At 61.4% G+C, this 14,859-nt stretch carries 14 protein-coding genes; 1 reads left to right on the top strand and 13 read right to left on the bottom strand.

The features are described from left to right. Positions 1 to 16: 16 nt before the first annotated feature. From BUE09_RS12320 to BUE09_RS12265, 12 genes are all read right to left on the bottom strand, one after another. A complete protein-coding gene (locus tag BUE09_RS12320) occupies positions 17 to 760 on the bottom strand; it encodes an SDR family NAD(P)-dependent oxidoreductase (RefSeq protein WP_073301229.1) in 744 nt (247 codons plus the stop codon). Positions 761 to 865: 105 nt separating this feature from the next. Continuing rightward, positions 866 to 2,056, bottom strand: coding sequence for an NnrS family protein (locus BUE09_RS12315; RefSeq protein WP_073301228.1), 1,191 nt, complete (start codon positions 2,054 to 2,056; stop codon positions 866 to 868). Between the two features lie 352 nt (positions 2,057 to 2,408). Beyond that, positions 2,409 to 2,591 carry a twin-arginine translocase TatA/TatE family subunit gene (gene tatA / locus BUE09_RS12310; RefSeq protein WP_083380663.1) on the bottom strand — a complete coding sequence of 61 codons (183 nt, stop codon included), beginning with the start codon at positions 2,589 to 2,591 and terminating at the stop codon, positions 2,409 to 2,411. A gap of 32 nt (positions 2,592 to 2,623) precedes the next feature. After that, a complete protein-coding gene (locus BUE09_RS12305; protein WP_073301444.1) occupies positions 2,624 to 3,175 on the bottom strand; it encodes a nitrous oxide reductase accessory protein NosL in 552 nt (183 codons plus the stop codon). 23 nt (positions 3,176 to 3,198) lie between these two features. Beyond that, on the bottom strand, positions 3,199 to 4,026 hold the full coding sequence (locus tag BUE09_RS12300; RefSeq protein ID WP_073301227.1) for an ABC transporter permease: 828 nt from the start codon (positions 4,024 to 4,026) through the stop codon (positions 3,199 to 3,201). After that, entirely contained in the window at positions 4,023 to 4,949 is a 927-nt protein-coding gene (locus BUE09_RS12295; protein ID WP_073301226.1) for an ABC transporter ATP-binding protein, read from the bottom strand. The genes BUE09_RS12300 and BUE09_RS12295 overlap by 4 nt, the downstream gene beginning before the upstream one ends. Continuing rightward, on the bottom strand, positions 4,946 to 6,253 hold the full coding sequence (locus tag BUE09_RS12290; RefSeq protein ID WP_073301225.1) for a nitrous oxide reductase family maturation protein NosD: 1,308 nt from the start codon (positions 6,251 to 6,253) through the stop codon (positions 4,946 to 4,948). Before BUE09_RS12290 ends, BUE09_RS12295 begins: the two co-directional genes overlap by 4 nt. A 72-nt stretch (positions 6,254 to 6,325) precedes the next feature. Further along, positions 6,326 to 8,227 carry a TAT-dependent nitrous-oxide reductase gene (gene nosZ / locus BUE09_RS12285; RefSeq protein ID WP_073301224.1) on the bottom strand — a complete coding sequence of 634 codons (1,902 nt, stop codon included), beginning with the start codon at positions 8,225 to 8,227 and terminating at the stop codon, positions 6,326 to 6,328. A gap of 31 nt (positions 8,228 to 8,258) precedes the next feature. Then, positions 8,259 to 10,472: a transcriptional regulator NosR gene (gene nosR / locus BUE09_RS12280; protein WP_073301223.1), complete on the bottom strand. Its 2,214-nt coding sequence runs from the start codon at positions 10,470 to 10,472 to the stop codon at positions 8,259 to 8,261. Positions 10,473 to 10,846: 374 nt separating this feature from the next. Beyond that, positions 10,847 to 12,100: an acyl-CoA dehydrogenase family protein gene (locus BUE09_RS12275; protein WP_073301222.1), complete on the bottom strand. Its 1,254-nt coding sequence runs from the start codon at positions 12,098 to 12,100 to the stop codon at positions 10,847 to 10,849. A 169-nt stretch (positions 12,101 to 12,269) separates the two neighbouring features. Continuing rightward, positions 12,270 to 12,710 (bottom strand): CopD family copper resistance protein, encoded by a 441-nt coding sequence (locus tag BUE09_RS12270; protein ID WP_073301221.1) that lies wholly within the window; start codon positions 12,708 to 12,710, stop codon positions 12,270 to 12,272. A 92-nt stretch (positions 12,711 to 12,802) separates the two neighbouring features. After that, positions 12,803 to 13,126 (bottom strand): hypothetical protein, encoded by a 324-nt coding sequence (locus BUE09_RS12265; RefSeq protein WP_073301220.1) that lies wholly within the window; start codon positions 13,124 to 13,126, stop codon positions 12,803 to 12,805. A 185-nt stretch (positions 13,127 to 13,311) separates the two neighbouring features. On the opposite strand from BUE09_RS12265, the gene BUE09_RS12260 reads away from it, so the two are divergent. Beyond that, positions 13,312 to 13,710 (top strand): DUF488 domain-containing protein, encoded by a 399-nt coding sequence (locus tag BUE09_RS12260; protein ID WP_073301219.1) that lies wholly within the window; start codon positions 13,312 to 13,314, stop codon positions 13,708 to 13,710. 3 nt (positions 13,711 to 13,713) lie between these two features. Here BUE09_RS12260 and BUE09_RS12255 read toward each other — a convergent pair whose 3' ends face one another. Continuing rightward, complete coding sequence (locus BUE09_RS12255) at positions 13,714 to 14,712, bottom strand: TRAP transporter substrate-binding protein (protein ID WP_073301218.1); 999 nt, start codon at positions 14,710 to 14,712, stop codon at positions 13,714 to 13,716. Positions 14,713 to 14,859: the final 147 nt, after the last annotated feature.

Here is a 14,859-nt window from a genome sequence, read left to right as displayed (position 1 = left end):
TGCCTCGCGGGTTCAGTTAAGTAAGCGTGTAACCGTTGTCGACCACCCAATCCTGGCCGTATACGCCACGTGCTCCCTGCGAGAGCTGGAACAGGATGACGTTGGCCACCGCGGCGGACTCAAGAAAATGTCCGGGCAGCAAACGCTGGGTGACACCTTCGGCTACCTGCTCCAGCTGTTCATTGGCCAGCCCCAGCGTACCCCAGATCGCGGTAGCGGTCGGCCCTGGCGAGACCACATTGATGCGCAGGTTCAACGGTGCAAACTCCACCGCCAGGGTGCGAGCATGGGCGACCAGTGCGGCTTTGCTGGCGATATAGGCAGCCAGCCCCGGAAAGGTACTGCGCGTGAGGAAGGTGCCGACGAACACCACCGACGCCGGCTTGGCCAGTTCGCCGCGCAGCACCCCAAGCGTATTCAGCGCGCCGGCTCCGTTTACGGTCCATTGGCGATCGAAGCAGGCCACGTCAAGACTGTCACCCAGCTCAGCGATGCCGGCGTTCGGCACCAGATAGTCCACCGGGCCCAGCTCCGCGGCTCGACGCGCCAGCAGCTGCAGGTCATCGGCTGAGGTCACATCGCCAGCGATCCAGTGCAGGTGCTCCGGGTAGATTTCGACCAGCTGTGCCAAACCGCCCAGACTACGCGACATCGCCAACACGCGCGCGCCGCGCTGCAGCAATGCAGTGCACAGCGCCAGCCCGATCCCGGAACTGGCACCGGTAACGACGGCCAGGCGTTCATTGAATTCATTTTTCATCATCATCTCCGATGCCGGCGCTCGCCGAGCCGCAGGCTGCCCGTCCCGGAATAGGCAGGCAGCATTTTCGTTAGGGTGAAACGGGATAAGTGGTTTGCTCAGCGACTAGCCCGGGTGGCCATCGACCCGCGCAGCTACCAGCATCGGCGCATAGCGCCAGACATATAAGGCGAAAGCCAGAGCCCAGCAGATCGCCGCGAGCCACAGCCCGAGCAATGGCCATTCGGTGATTAGAAACACCCGTGAAGCGGCGCCCAGGTTGAACAGCACGAAGGCACCGACGATGCCAGGCGGCAACTGCAACGGTCGCCCGGTATGGCCGAGCGTGACGCGAGCGATCATCGCCAGGATCAAGCCGCTCATGGAGCCGACCGACAGTGCGTGCAACGCTGAACTGGAGCTTTCCAGCACGCCGAAATTCCACAGGGCCAGACCGGTTGCCGCGACCACTAGCCAGAGCATGGCCAGGTGCAGCGACCACAGCAGCGGCACGCGCCAGATGCCGGCGTCGTACCAGCGTGCCAGCCGCAACAGGTGCCCCACGGCGATGGCGAGAAACAGCACGCCAAGCGCGACATGTTGCTGCAACGCAACGCTGACGGCGTAGAGCGCGGCAATCAGACCGGTTCCCACCAGCAGTGCCACGTCCAACCACAGCCATGGTTTGACCGCTTCGGTGTGGCCGAGACCACGCTGGGTAAAGAAGGGAATCACCCGTCCGCCGATAATGGCCATCAGCGCCGCCACCAGCCATAGCCCAGCGAGTACGCCCTGGCGCTGCAAGCCATCGTCGCCCAGCGCCACTCCGCAAAGTACCAGTACATCAGCGCCAATCATGAGGCTAAGCACGGCGATGATCGGGTAGTTGCGCTTCTGCCTGACCACCCAGAGCATGCGCCCCATCAGCCCGGCCACACCCAGCATGAACAGCAGATCCAGTGGAATCAGCAAAGCCACCGGCAACCCGAACAGCCAGCCGAGACGGGCCAGCAGCCAGACCACGGCCAGCGCTATCAACTTGTTACCCGAAACGCCAGGCTGGCCGGTCCAGGTCTGCCCCGCTGTCAGCAAGAAACCGGCAACGATCGCCATGGCAAAGCCGAACAGCATCTCGTGACGGTGCCAGGACAGCCAGCCGCCGGTTGGCTGGAAACCCGGCCACAAGCCTGTCCACGCGGCGATCCACAAAGGAATCGCCAGCATCGCGAAGAGACTGCCACCGAGGAAAAACGGGCGAAAGGCGAGCCGCCACATGGGCGGAATACTCAAGGCTTTTCGCCGATCGATAACTTGCACAAAGGCCTCCTGAGCTTTTTCGTATCTGCCGGGAGGAAGATCCCTCCGGTCAGAACAGTGATCGCTCCGGAATCACGGAGCCATGCCTACTTTTTACAGGTTAGAGGGCTCTGGCAGACTTGATTGCAATCATCTTTTTTTCGAGGGAGTGCGGCTGCGATCACCGGCGGGTGTGGGTGAACTCAGGAGTGAGGCAGCGCGAACCGGTGCGAACGGCCAATGGCGAGGTTGGATCGTGCACCGCCCGGCGGCCGGTAGGGTGGATCACGCTTTACCGAACCACCCTACCGGAGCCTGGTGGATGTAAAGCGACGTCCACCCTACGGCGCGGTGGTGCGAGGGAGGTGGATCGCTATTTAGCCTCGTGCTTGACCGTTTCGGCCGACGCGGCGTTATCACCATCGCTCATGGATCTGCGGAAGCCACTGATGGCGCCGCCGAGATCGGAGCCCAGGCCGCGCAGGCGCTTGGTGCCGAACAGCATGACCACAATCAGCAGTACGATCATGAGTTGCCAGATGCTGATGCCCATCATTTCAAATACCTCATCGAGTTGTTGGTTGCGGCCTAGTGGCCGGCGTGAGCCTGTTGATGGCCGGGCATGTCGTGAGCCATGCCGGACGATTGTTGGAGCACCGATTGATCAATGTCCTCGAAGCGCAGCACCCGGCCGCCGTGCATGGCTGCCAGCGACTTGGCCGCGGACTCGTCAGCGAAGGTGGCCAGCACCACACCCATCGCGCCCTTGAGCGACGTACCCGCGACATAGTAGGCGCTGGTGGCATCAATCAGGTATTGGTCATCCGGGTTCTCCCAGGTGGAACGGCCCATGTCGTGCACGTAGAGCTTGGCATCGAGCATGCGGTTTTCCGGTTGCAGCCACCAGCCGAGCATCTCTGCGGTGGAACAGAATTTACGTACCCCGCCTTTTTCCACCGCCTGCCCCTTGGGCCCCGGGAAGTCGCTGATCACCATGCCGCAGACATGGCATTCATCGCTGCTGTGAAAAGCGACGGGCTCGAGCAACTGCTCGCTCTGCTCGGCCTCGTTACAAGCGGCCAGGCCTAGCATCAGTGCAGCGGTAACCAGCACGCGTGACGCTCTGTATAGCGTATGCATCATTACAGTTTCCTTTTCCATGGTCATGCGGGACGACGGCGGAACACACCATAGGCCAGCAGCAGTGAAACACCTACCCAGAGCAACAGGCACAACCAGAGCGCAGCGGCCGGCAGCGGTAGATCGCTACCCAGCGCCATCACGCCCATGGCGTTGCCGCCCTCAAAGCCGGACAGGTTGATCAAACGGTAGATGTCGGCCGGGTTCAGCAGCAACAGCCAGGGCAACAGCTCGGGGTTGAACTTGCCTTCGCTGAGCACCAACAGCGCCAGCAACACCAGATCGAACACCAGCACGAAGAGGAACCAGACCCCGAGCGCCAGGCCTGCCGCACTGGATTTCTCGCTGACCTTACTGCTCAGCACATAGGCCAGGGCGAGGAACACCCAACCGAGCAGCGTCGAGGAGATCATGAAGCGGCCAAAGGCCCAGAGCAGCAGACCGATTTCAATGTTTTCCACCAGCGCGGCGATGGCCAGCATGGCGCAGCCGAAGCCGATCAGCACCGCCAGTGCCAGGATCAACCCATGGCCGACAAACTTACCCAGCAGGATCTGGCCGCGCCCCAGCGGATAGGTGAGCAACAGCATCAGCGTGCCGCCCTCGTCCTCGCCAACAATGGCGTCGTAGGCCAGCAACAGTGCGATCAGCGGCATCAGAAAGGTCGCTAGGCTCGCCAGGCTGGCGATGGTCGCCGGAATCGAGGTAAAGCCCAGCTGTCCGGACGCCGCTGCGCCGAGCCAGGCAATGCCCACCGCCAGTACCGCGAATAACAGGCTGATGGCCAGCAACCAACGGTTGCGTAGACCATCGCTGAACTCCTTGCGGGCAATGTTCCAGATCTGGTTCATAGCGTGCCCTCCGCCGTACGCACATCGCCAGCGCGCTGCATGTAGTAGCGATACAAGTCCTCCAGTGACGGCTGGTGGATCTCGATGTCATCCGGCTCGCTTTCGCCAAGCAATTCGCGTAGCAGCGGCAGCTTGTGGCCATTGATGGCCGACACCTCGACGCTGCGCTCGCCCAACGCGCGTGCGCTATGGCCGGCGGCGTCCCAGCGCTGCAACCAGCCGGCGCTGTCGCCGATACCACTGGCCCGGATGCGCACCGGCAGCCCGGCCTCGACGCGCAGCTGCGCCAGACTGCCGACCGCCTGCAGTTGGCCCTTGGCCAGAATCGCCGCCCGATTGATATGGGCCTCGACGCCAGGCAGCACATGCGAGCAGAGGATGACGCTGGTGCCGCGCTGGCGCATCCGATCGATCAGTTGATAGAGGTCGCCGGTGGCGATGGGATCCAGCCCCACGGTGGGCTCATCCAGCAGCAGCAGGCGTGGCTCGCCTAGCAGTGCTTGAGCCAAGCCGAGGCGCTGGCGCATCCCTTTGGAATAGGTCTTCACTCGGCGCTCAGCGGCGTGGGACAGACCGACCTGCTCCAGCAATTCGTCCACTTGCGACAGTGACGCGCCTTTCAGTCGGGCAAAATGGCGCAACGTCTCGCGGCCACTGAGCTGCGGATAGAACGTTACGTTTTCCGGCAGGTATCCCAGCTGGCGACGGACCTCGGGATCCTGGGGTGCCCGGCCGAGCACACGCACCTGCCCTTCGCTAGGCGAAAGCAGACCGAGGATCAACTTCATGCTGGTGGTCTTGCCGGCGCCGTTGTGGCCGAACAGACCCAGCACCTCGCCCTCGCCAAGGGTCAGATTCAGATCATGCAGCACGGTCATGCTGCCGTAACGCTGGTTCACGCCCTGGATGTCTACTGCGCTCATGGCGTTGGCTCCTGCGTTTTACTTATCAATGGTTCGGTTGGCGGCTCCATCAGCGGGTGGCTGTCCTGGACGCCGGGCGACTTGATCACCGGGAAGGCGCGCTGGACCCAGCGCAACACTTCGATACTCGGGCTGTTCATCAGCAGTCGCACCTGCGGGTAAAGCCACAACAGGCGGTCGACGTTGTCGTTGGGCTCGTAAGCCACGTCACCCAACCCGTCGCTGTTGCGGTCCCAGCCGAGGTAGTCGCTCCAGTAGTTGCCACGGCCGTCGATGGACCATTCCTGCGTACGGGTGGCCACGTACTTGACCTGCTGCTGGTTGCCGATGAAGGCATTGCCGGAGATGCGGTTGTCTTCCGAGCCAGCAGTCAGGTGAATGCCCAACGCGCTCTTCTCGAAGCGGTTGCCTTCGATGGTGTTGAACAACGAGTTGTAGATGAACAGTGCCTTGCCCTCGGCACCGGAGATCATGCTGTCGCCGGTCGAGCCGCTGCGCACGTCGCTGACGACATTGTCGCGGATGGTCGAATAGGTGATGTAGTTCATCAGGACGCCGTAGTTCTCATCCTGCTCGGAGCGGTTGCCGATCACGGTCAGCTTGCGGCTTTGCATCAGCGCGTAGCCCGTACGGGTGCGACGGGTGATGTTGCCGATCACGCTGTTGTCGTTGGCAAACATGTAGTGCACGCCGTAGCGCAGATCCTCCAGCACGTTACCTTCGATATGGTTGCCGTTGGAGGTATCGATGTAGATGCCGTCCCGGGTGTTGCGCACCTGATTATCGATGATCCGCGCACCGCTTACCGCGTAGAGATGGATGCCATTACCGCGATCCTGGGAGCGAACACTCTTGTCGCCGTCGATCTGGTTGCCGATCAGGCTCACATCTTTCGAACCATCGACCCAGACACCAAAGCCGGCGCCACGCAGTCGGTTGTTGCGGATAACCACGCGCTGCGCCTTCGGCTGAATGAAGATAGCCGAGTTCATCGCCGTGAGATCGCGTCCCCAATCGAGCAAGGTGCAGCCGTCAACGGTTACATCCGGCGCCTCGATCAGCAGCCCGTTGCCCTCGCCGCCTGCCTGCAATACCGCACCGGGTTCGCAGTACAGCTCCATGGACTGGTCGATGCTGAACTGGCCGGTGTACTCGCCTGCGGGCAGACGCCAACGGTTGGCGCCTTCCGGCTTGAGCGGCAAGGTAGAAATGGGTTGCGGGGCCGCCTGAGCCACCCCGCAGAATAGGGCCAGCAGCAAGGCTGCCAGCGGTTGAAGCTTGGATGTCGCCTGAGATCTGAGCACTGCGTTGTTCCTCTTCAGCTTCCAGGCAGATGAAAAGGGCGGGAGCCGAACCTCTGCTCCCGCCCGGTCGCGTTACGCCGGCTCGACCAGCATGCGACCGACCATTTCCATATGCAACGCGTGGCAGAACCAGCTGCAGTAATACCAATGCAGGCCGGGCTTGTCGGCCGTAAAGGTAATGGATGAGGTCTGCTGCGGGCTGATTTCCATGCTCGCGCCGTGGTTGGTCATGACGAAACCGTGGGACACGTCCTCGATCTGATCGATGTTGGTGATGGTCACGGTGACCTCATCGCCCTGCTTGACGGTGAACTCGGTCATGCCATAGGTCGGAGCCATGGAGGTCATGTACACCCGCACCTTCTTGCCATCGCGGATGACCTTGTTGTCGGTCTCCAGCTTGACGCCGTCTTTCTTCGCCATCTCAACGGTCGGCGCAAAGAACGGATCGTTACGGTCCCAGATCTTCTTCGGCTTGATCTGGTCACGACGAGCCAGGATGCAGTCGTGCGGTTCGGCATAAGTCGGGCCGTCATGCACCAGCTTCATTTCGTCGCCAGAAATATCGATCAGCTGGTCGTTCTCCGGGTGCAGCGGGCCGGTCGGCAGGAAGCGGTCCTTGGAGAATTTGCACAGCGCGACCAGCCACTTGCCATCGGCTTCGCTGGTTTCGGTCAGCGAGGCGTGGATGTGGCCCGGCTGGTACTGCACGTCGAGCTTCTGCTTGATGTAGTTGACCTTCTCGCCCTTGTAGGCGCGCACCGCATCGGCCATGTTCCACTTCACCACCTGGCTGTCGATGAACAGCGTGGTGTAGGCATTGCCGCGACCGTCGAAGGTGGTGTGCAGCGGGCCGAGGCCCAGCTCCGGCTCGGCGGCGACCACGTCGCGCGGGTCCTTCAGCTTGTCGTCGAACAGATCATCGAGTTTGGCGATCTCGATCATGGTGACGGTCGGCGACAGCTTGCCGGCGGCGATGAAGTATTTGCCGTCAGACGAGGTGTTGCAGCCGTGCGGGTTCTTCGGCACGGGAATGTAGCGAGTCAGTTCTGATCCGGCACGGCCATCGACCACAGGCACCTTGGAGTCGCCCAGCGTGGTGAACTTGCCTGCCTTGATCGCGGCTTCGATACGCGGGATGTTGTAGACCACCACCCAGTCGCGCTCGTTACGCATCATGCCGCCCAGGTCGTAGGCCTTCTCCGAGTTGTAGCAGGTGGAGGCGGCGTACTTGCCGGTGTAGTCGGCATCAGTGTTGTCGAGGTTACCGTCGACGATGACCTGGAAGGCCATTTCCATCTTCTCGGCATCGATGACGTTGAACATGGTGTAGCTGTTCTCGGCCTGCAGATCGAACGAGCTGCCGTCGTTCGGGTGCGGGATAACGAACTCGGCGTTGGCGAACACGTACTTGGTGTGCGGCACCTTCTGCAGACGCAGGCCGTGAATCGCCTGGACGTTTGGCACGGTGATCATCTTGTCGCACTTCATGATGTCCAGACGGATACGCGCGACGCGGCTGTTGGCCTTGTCGTTGATGAACAGGTACTTGCCGTCGTACTTGCCGTCGGTCATCGAGATGTGCGGGTGGTGACAGTCGCCGTTCAGGAACTTGGCACTCTCACCCATGATGTGCTTGCTTTCGTTGGTCAGGCCCCAACCGGTCGCCGAGTCGATGTTGAATACCGGGATGCGCATCAGCTCGCGCATCGATGGCACGCCTACCACGCGCACTTCGCCCTGGTGACCGCCCGACCAGAAGCCGTAGTAGTCGTCCAGCTCGCCCGGCGCGACGTGAATTTTCGACTGTGCGTCCTTGACCGCTGCGGCCCAGGTCTCACGGCTCATTACCGCACCGCCGAAGGCAGTCGCTGCAACGGCGGCGCCAGTCAGGGCGCTGGCGCCCAGGAAGCCGCGACGGCTCAAGCCATTCTTTTCCAGCGTTTCGGGGGTGTTCTTGCTCTTGTCGCTCATGGGGTATTGCTCCTTATCGTGTACAGACAGGTCAAACGATCGGTTGAGAGCGCTCGCGATCAGGCGTGTCGCTCTGCGGGTCTACCACTTGCACTACAGGGATCAGCGTTGGGCCAGCCGGGGCTTTCTTGCCGCGTTTGCTGCGCTTGTTCTTCACGATCAGCGGCGGGCACTTGTTTTCGTTGTGATAGGTCATCTGGCAATCGAGGCAGTAGTGGCACTCGTTGTGATTGATGTGCCCGTCCGGGTGAATCGCCTGGACTTCGCATTCGTTGGCACAAACCTGACAAGGATTGCCGCACTCCTTGCGCCGCTTGAGCCAGTCGAACAGACGGAAGCGCCCTGTGATCGCCAGTCCCGCGCCCAGGGGGCAGACGTAGCGGCAGTAGACCTTGCGGGTAAAGATGTTGATCGCGAGCAACGCCACCGCGTACACCACGAACCACCACTGACGATCGAACTTGAGGGTAATCGCCGTCTTGAACGGCTCCACTTCGGCGGCCTGCTCGGCTACCGTCATCGACTCCAGCGAGATACCGAACAGCACCAGCAGCACGATGTACTTGATCGCCCAGAGCCGCTCATGGATGGCGAACGGCACATCGTATTGAGGAATCTTGAACTTGCGCGCGGCCTCGTTGATCAGCTCCTGCAGCGCACCGAAGGGGCATAGCCAACCGCAGAAGACGCCACGGCCCCATAGCAGAATGCTGGCCGCGGTGAACACCCAGAGGATGAAGATAACCGGATCGGTGAGGAACAGCTCCCAGCGGAAGTCCTGCACCAGCGCATGCACGAAGGTCAGCACGTTGACCACCGACAGCTGCCCCAAGGCATACCAGCCGATGAACACCACGGTGAAAATCAGGTAGCCGTGGCGCAGCTTTTTCAGGAAGTTGGGGTGCTGGGTGAGCTTGTCCTGCATGAACAGAATGACGGTCAGCAGAAGCAGCGCAGCCAGGATCACGCCAATCTGAAAGCTCTGCTGATACCAGATGTTCACCCACATCGGACGGTTGGCTTCCTCGATGGCGGCTAGCTCGTCAGCGGTCGGTTGCGGGCGCTCGATGTATTGCTCGGGCATCTGATAAGGCAGTTCGAAGCTGGTGAACATGCCGCTGACCGGGCCGGTCTGGCGGCGCACCAGCAGCTCCAGCGTCCAGGGCGAGCCGGGATCAAACGCCGAATGCTCACGGATGATGAACACCGCCATTTCGCTGAAATCCGGCATGCCTTCGGCGTATACGTCGTCGAGCCGCTGGAAGTCCATGTCGCGGAAGCTGATCACGTTGCCGAACTGGCGCAGCTGCACCCGATCGAAGATGCCACCGCGCACATAGCCCGAGCCCTTGAACGAGTACTCGCCACTGCCCATGACCGCGACGGCGTGCTCGCCTGGCTTGAGCTCCTTCATCAGATCGGCGAAGTGCGAATCGCCGAGCAGCGCCCGCCCGATGGTTGGAGGGTTCAGGTGAGTGGCGTAGAGATCGATGAAGGTCTCGTCGACTTCATCCGGCGCAGCCTCGTCGATGCCTTCGGCTTCGGTGCCTTTGAATGCCTGATCGATGTCGCCCTTGGTCAGGTGCAGGCGACGGATCGCCCCGTTGCCGGTCAGCTCGCTCCAGGTCGCTGACTCGTAGAAATCCTCGCGAACGGTGGCCGGCTTCTGTGCCAGCCCGGCGTTGTCTTCCACCAGGCCCAGTGACACCGCGACGTCGTGCGCGGCGCGCATGACGATCTCGTTGACCACCATGACGGTGACAGTCGCACCGGTAACCGCGTCGACAGTGACCGCATTCTTGTCCCTGGACCGGCCGACCACGACCCGCTGATCGACCTTGATGCCGCGGTACTTGGCGTTGAAGGCGTGCAGCTCTTCTTCAGGGATGCCGATAAGCAGGATCGGCTCATGGTGCTCGAGCACGTAGGCATCGACGATCACACCCTGCGGGTCGAGCAGCACCTGCATGTTGATCGGCTTGCCGGAGTAAGCCGGAATATCCACCACATTGATGGACTGGAAGGCGTAGCCCAGTACTTCATCGCCCTGGGTGAGCGTGCGCACTTGGTACTCGCCTTCGGCCGCTGAAACGCTGGCGTCCGGGAAGAACTGTTCGATGCGCTGTTGCGCGACGTCGTATTCCTTGGCGTGGGTGAACGTGCTGAGCATCAGCGCCAGCAGCAGGACGAAGCCGAGCCCCCATGCGCCTCTAGTGCCAGCTGCGAAAGAGAGAAAGAACTTCATAAGCTACCTACTTAATGTTGCGAATATGGGCCGATAGTAGGCGCGCGCGACCATCGCGTCACTTGATGTTTATCAAGATCTACCGGGTAACCCTGATTGCATTGAGCCACGTCAACGCGATGGTTGGCAGCGACAAGAATCGGACGGCCGCCACCAGGTTAATCCACTTGCCACAAAGCCTATAACAGACCGAAGCGGCAAATGTGCCGCTGGTCGATTTACCTGCCGGATGAGCCCAGCGGCGTGCCGCGCCAACCGGCTCCGCGGGCTCATACACGATCGATCTTGAGACGTTCGGTGCGCTGATGCGTAGCGTGGATTGCGCTGCACTAATCCACCAAACAGGCCCTCGCGGGCAGAAGGCGGCAACCGCGCTAGGCGTTGCGCCCAGGCGGTGTCAGGTAGGCGGCCGTTGCGCCACGATTGGCTTCGCTGGCCTTGATTTCCATCCGCGCGATGCTGCGCAGATGCACCTGATCGGGACCGTCGGCGAAGCGCAGGGCGCGCCCGCCAGTCCACATGTCTGCCAGCGGCGTATCAGGCGTCAGGCCCATTGCGCCGTAGACCTGCATGGCGCGATCAGCGACGTTGGTCAGCATTCGGGGCACCAGCGCCTTGATCATCGAGATTTCCTTGCGCGCCGCCTTGGCGCCGACCTCGTCGATCATCCAGGCGGTTTTCAGGACCAGCAGCCGCGCCTGCTCGATCTCGATGCGCGACTCGGCGATCCAGTCGCCGATGTTCGAGTACTGCTGCAGATACTTGCCGAACGCCTTGCGCTCCTGGCAGCGCTCGACCATCAGTTCCAGCGCCAGCTCGGCCATCCCGATCGAGCGCATGCAGTGGTGGATTCGCCCCGGCCCGAGACGGGCTTGGGCCATAATGAAGCCCTCGCCTTCCTTGCCCAGCAGATTGCTCACCGGTACCCGCACATTACGCAGAATCAGCTCGCTGTGGCCTTCCGGCGCCAGGTGATTCATCACCGGAATATTGCGTACCAGCTCGACACCGAGTGTGTCGAAAGGCACCAGAATCATGCTCTGCTGCTGGTGGGTCTCCGCAGCCGGGTCGGTCTTGCCCATGACGATCAGCAGCTTGCAGTTGGGATGCGAGGCGTTGGTGATAAACCACTTGCGCCCGTTGATCACGTAATTGTCGCCCTCACGACGAATCAGCGTCTGGATATTGGTGGCATCGGAGGACGGCACGTCCGGTTCGGTCATGGCGAACGCCGAGCGGATCTCGCCATCGAGCAAGGGATTCAGCCAGCGCTGGTGCTGGTCTGGCGTGGCGAACATGTGCAGCAGCTCCATGTTCCCGGTATCTGGCGCGTTGCAGTTGAATACCTCGGATGCCCAATGCACACGCCCCATGATCTCGGCAAGCGGCGCGTATTCCAGATTGCTCAGGCCCATCCCGGGTTCGTCATCGCCGAGTGAGGGCAGGAACAGATTCCACAGCCCCTCCGAACGCGCCAGGGCTTTCAGGTCCTCCATGAACGAAACGGGATAGGCCCCGGCCGCAACCTCCATATGCCAGGCGCCAATACGCGGAACGATGTATTGATCCATGAACGTGAGCAGCTGCTGACGCAGCGTTTCGACACGCGGGCTATAAGCGAAATGCATCGGACACCTCGAAGGTCAGACGGGTCGGAGACGCATCACCATAGGCGCGGCGCGGGAGAAAAAGAACAAGTCTAATGCAGCTGAATCAGTCGCCAATCACGCTTGCTGATAGCACGACGGGCTTGACCGAGGTCATCGCCCGCAAGGCGCCAATGCACTAGCGCCACCCTTACCAGTGCAGGTAGAACATCCCCTTGGCCAGCAGCACGATGCCCACCATCTGCGCGAAGATCGCCCAGTGGACGCGCCGATAGCGGGTCGGCGTCATGCGCCCACTGCGCAGCAGCATGGCGACCATCCCAAAGGTGAAAAAGACCCCGATCGCCAGCAGAATCTTCAGTGACAGCAAGGTCGCAAAGCTGCTGGCGAATGGGTCGGCCAACGCCTGGCGGTGATACCAGGCCAGTCCGATACCCGCACCGTAGACGAACAGCACGACCCAGTGCAGCACCACCCGCAAGCGCGCGCCGACCGCCTTGTCGACCCTTTGCATCAGCTCCGGCTCGATTTGCTGGCGCACGCGGCTGAGCACCGCGACCTCGACGAACAATGTGCCGATGAAGAAGATCGCCGCCAGCAGATGGATGACATGCAACAGGGAATAGCTCATCACGGCTCCTTCGGTTGTGATGCCGCCCAGCCTAGCAAAGCCACCAGCGTCGCAGAACAGCTCTCAGCGATTCAGCTCACAGGTTGTCACCCTCAGCGTTGCACCTGTTGTCCGGCGACCAGGCTGTTGTTCGACGTGCGCAAACGCGACCGGCTGCCGTCGTCTTTCTCGATCACGTAGAGGGTTTGCTCCAGACCGGCCGCCTCCTGCAATTGCTGCCCGGCGAGGTAACCCAGACCGCCGCCGACCAGCGCACCGATAGGGCCACCGGCAGCCGCTCCCAGCATGAACCCGCTCAGCCCACCGAAACCGCCACCTACGACGCGATCCTCACGTGCCGATACCACCTCGTCGGCGCTAGCCAGCGAACTGGCCAGCAGGGTTGCGCAGGTAACTAAAGCGACTAGATTCTTCATACGATGCTCCGTTGTGTATTGTGTCGTCACCGGTCTACAGTCATGAAGCGTGCCGCTTTTAATTACTTTATAAATCAATAACTTGTATTCACCTGCGTTATTTTTACCTTGAGCGATCAGGTCATTTATACCCATTGAAGAGTATTTTTCACCCATACCGCCTCTCAGCAAGGAGACCATTCCCGATGATCCGCTGCAAACGTGCCTACGAGCCGCCAGCACCCGATGACGGCCATCGGGTGTTGGTCGATCGCCTATGGCCGCGCAACCGGACCAGGGAATCGCTGGCGCTGCATGACTGGTGCAGGGCGCTGGCGCCGTCGAGCGAACTGCGGCGCGCCTTCAAGGCCGGCAAGCTGACGTTCGAGACTTTTCGAGACGATTATCGGCGGGAACTGGCGGGCCATCCCGAGCACTGGTGGCCACTGCTGGGTATCGCGGCAAGCGGTCAGCTAACGCTCGTCTACGCCGCGCGCGACGAGCAGCAGAACAACGCGCAGGTGCTGGCCGAATGGCTGGAAGAGGAGTTGGAGCGGCGCGATGAACCAAGCTCGCCGACCTGCTATGCCGGCGAGCGGATGTGACGGTCAGCGCTTGCGATTGACCGTAAGTGCGGCGCGGATCACGTCGGCACCGATCTCGCTTTCGTAGGACTGCCAGACCGGCATCATTTTTTCGCGCCAGGCTTGACGCTGCTCAGGCGTAAGGGCGATCAGCTTGCTGCTGCCACTGGCGAGGATTCGCTCGCGGTCGCGCTGGTTCAGCGCTGCGGCTTCCCGATTCACCGCCTGGGTGACCTCGAGAATGATGCCTTCGAGCTCGGAGCGCACAGCGAAGGGCATGCTCATCCAGAACTCCGAGCTGGTCACCAGCATGTAGTTAAGCACCCCGTGGTTGCTCTCGGTGATAAACGGCTGAACCTTGTGCATGTTCTGGCTGGCGATGTTCGACCAGGGGTTTTCCGCGCCCTGGACCACACCCGCCTGCAGCGACTTGTAGACCTCGGCGAAGGGCAGCACTACCGGCTTTGCCCCTACCGCATTGAACTGCGCCTCCAGTACCGAGGAGGGCTGCACGCGGAACGCCAATCCGGCGGCATCTGCAGGCAAACGCAGCGCCGTTGTAGCAGAGAGTTGCTTAAGACCGTTGTTCCAGTACGCCAGGCCATAGATGCCGGAGTCGGCCATCGAGCGCAGCAATTCACGACTCATTTCGCGCTTTTGGAAGCGCTGAACCGCCGCTTCGTCATCGAACAGAAACGGCAGATCGAACACCTGCAGCTTCTTGGTGTACTTGCCGAACTTCGACAGGGACGGCGCGAGGATCTGCACCTCGTTGTTCAGCAGCGCCTGCATCTCCTCGGCATCACCAACCAGTGTCGAGTTCGGGTACACCTCGACCTTGACCTTGCCCGCCAGGCGCTCGTGCACCAGCTTCTGGAACAGCAATGCGCCCTTGCCCTTGGGCGTGTCGTCCGCCACCACGTGAGCGAACTTGATAACGAAAGGCTCCCCTTCGGCCGCCATGACCGAGGCACTCACCCCACACAGGACCGCAACCAACGCAGCAACACAAGACTTGAACATCTGACCCCCAACGGGAATAGCCCGAATCGATGCCTTGTGAGCACCGTCCGAGCGGTTTATCGAACAACGACGGGACCTGACTCACACAGTGGCGTGGTCGGTCCATTCTTTGGTTTGAGCTGGCCAGATCATCTCGACTGCGGCGGT

The organism is Stutzerimonas xanthomarina DSM 18231 (assembly GCF_900129835.1).
GTDB classification, from domain to species: Bacteria; Pseudomonadota; Gammaproteobacteria; order Pseudomonadales; family Pseudomonadaceae; genus Stutzerimonas; species Stutzerimonas xanthomarina.
The sequence above is the reverse complement of the archived record's forward strand: the minus strand, read 5'-3'. Positions and strand labels throughout refer to the sequence as shown.

Bases quoted from the DNA above. Each gene is read 5' to 3' on its own strand.
- BUE09_RS12320 (WP_073301229.1), bottom strand. From the start codon at position 760: ATGAAAAATGAATTCAATGAACGCCTGGCCGTCGTTACCGGTGCCAGT.
- tatA (WP_083380663.1), bottom strand. From the start codon at position 2,591: ATGATGGGCATCAGCATCTGGCAACTCATGATCGTACTGCTGATTGTG.
- BUE09_RS12305 (WP_073301444.1), bottom strand. From the start codon at position 3,175: ATGCATACGCTATACAGAGCGTCACGCGTGCTGGTTACCGCTGCACTG.
- BUE09_RS12300 (WP_073301227.1), bottom strand. From the start codon at position 4,026: ATGAACCAGATCTGGAACATTGCCCGCAAGGAGTTCAGCGATGGTCTA.
- BUE09_RS12295 (WP_073301226.1), bottom strand. From the start codon at position 4,949: ATGAGCGCAGTAGACATCCAGGGCGTGAACCAGCGTTACGGCAGCATG.
- nosZ (WP_073301224.1), bottom strand. From the start codon at position 8,227: ATGAGCGACAAGAGCAAGAACACCCCCGAAACGCTGGAAAAGAATGGC.
- nosR (WP_073301223.1), bottom strand. From the start codon at position 10,472: ATGAAGTTCTTTCTCTCTTTCGCAGCTGGCACTAGAGGCGCATGGGGG.
- BUE09_RS12275 (WP_073301222.1), bottom strand. From the start codon at position 12,100: ATGCATTTCGCTTATAGCCCGCGTGTCGAAACGCTGCGTCAGCAGCTG.
- BUE09_RS12270 (WP_073301221.1), bottom strand. From the start codon at position 12,710: ATGAGCTATTCCCTGTTGCATGTCATCCATCTGCTGGCGGCGATCTTC.
- BUE09_RS12265 (WP_073301220.1), bottom strand. From the start codon at position 13,126: ATGAAGAATCTAGTCGCTTTAGTTACCTGCGCAACCCTGCTGGCCAGT.
- BUE09_RS12260 (WP_073301219.1), top strand. From the start codon at position 13,312: ATGATCCGCTGCAAACGTGCCTACGAGCCGCCAGCACCCGATGACGGC.
- BUE09_RS12255 (WP_073301218.1), bottom strand. From the start codon at position 14,712: ATGTTCAAGTCTTGTGTTGCTGCGTTGGTTGCGGTCCTGTGTGGGGTG.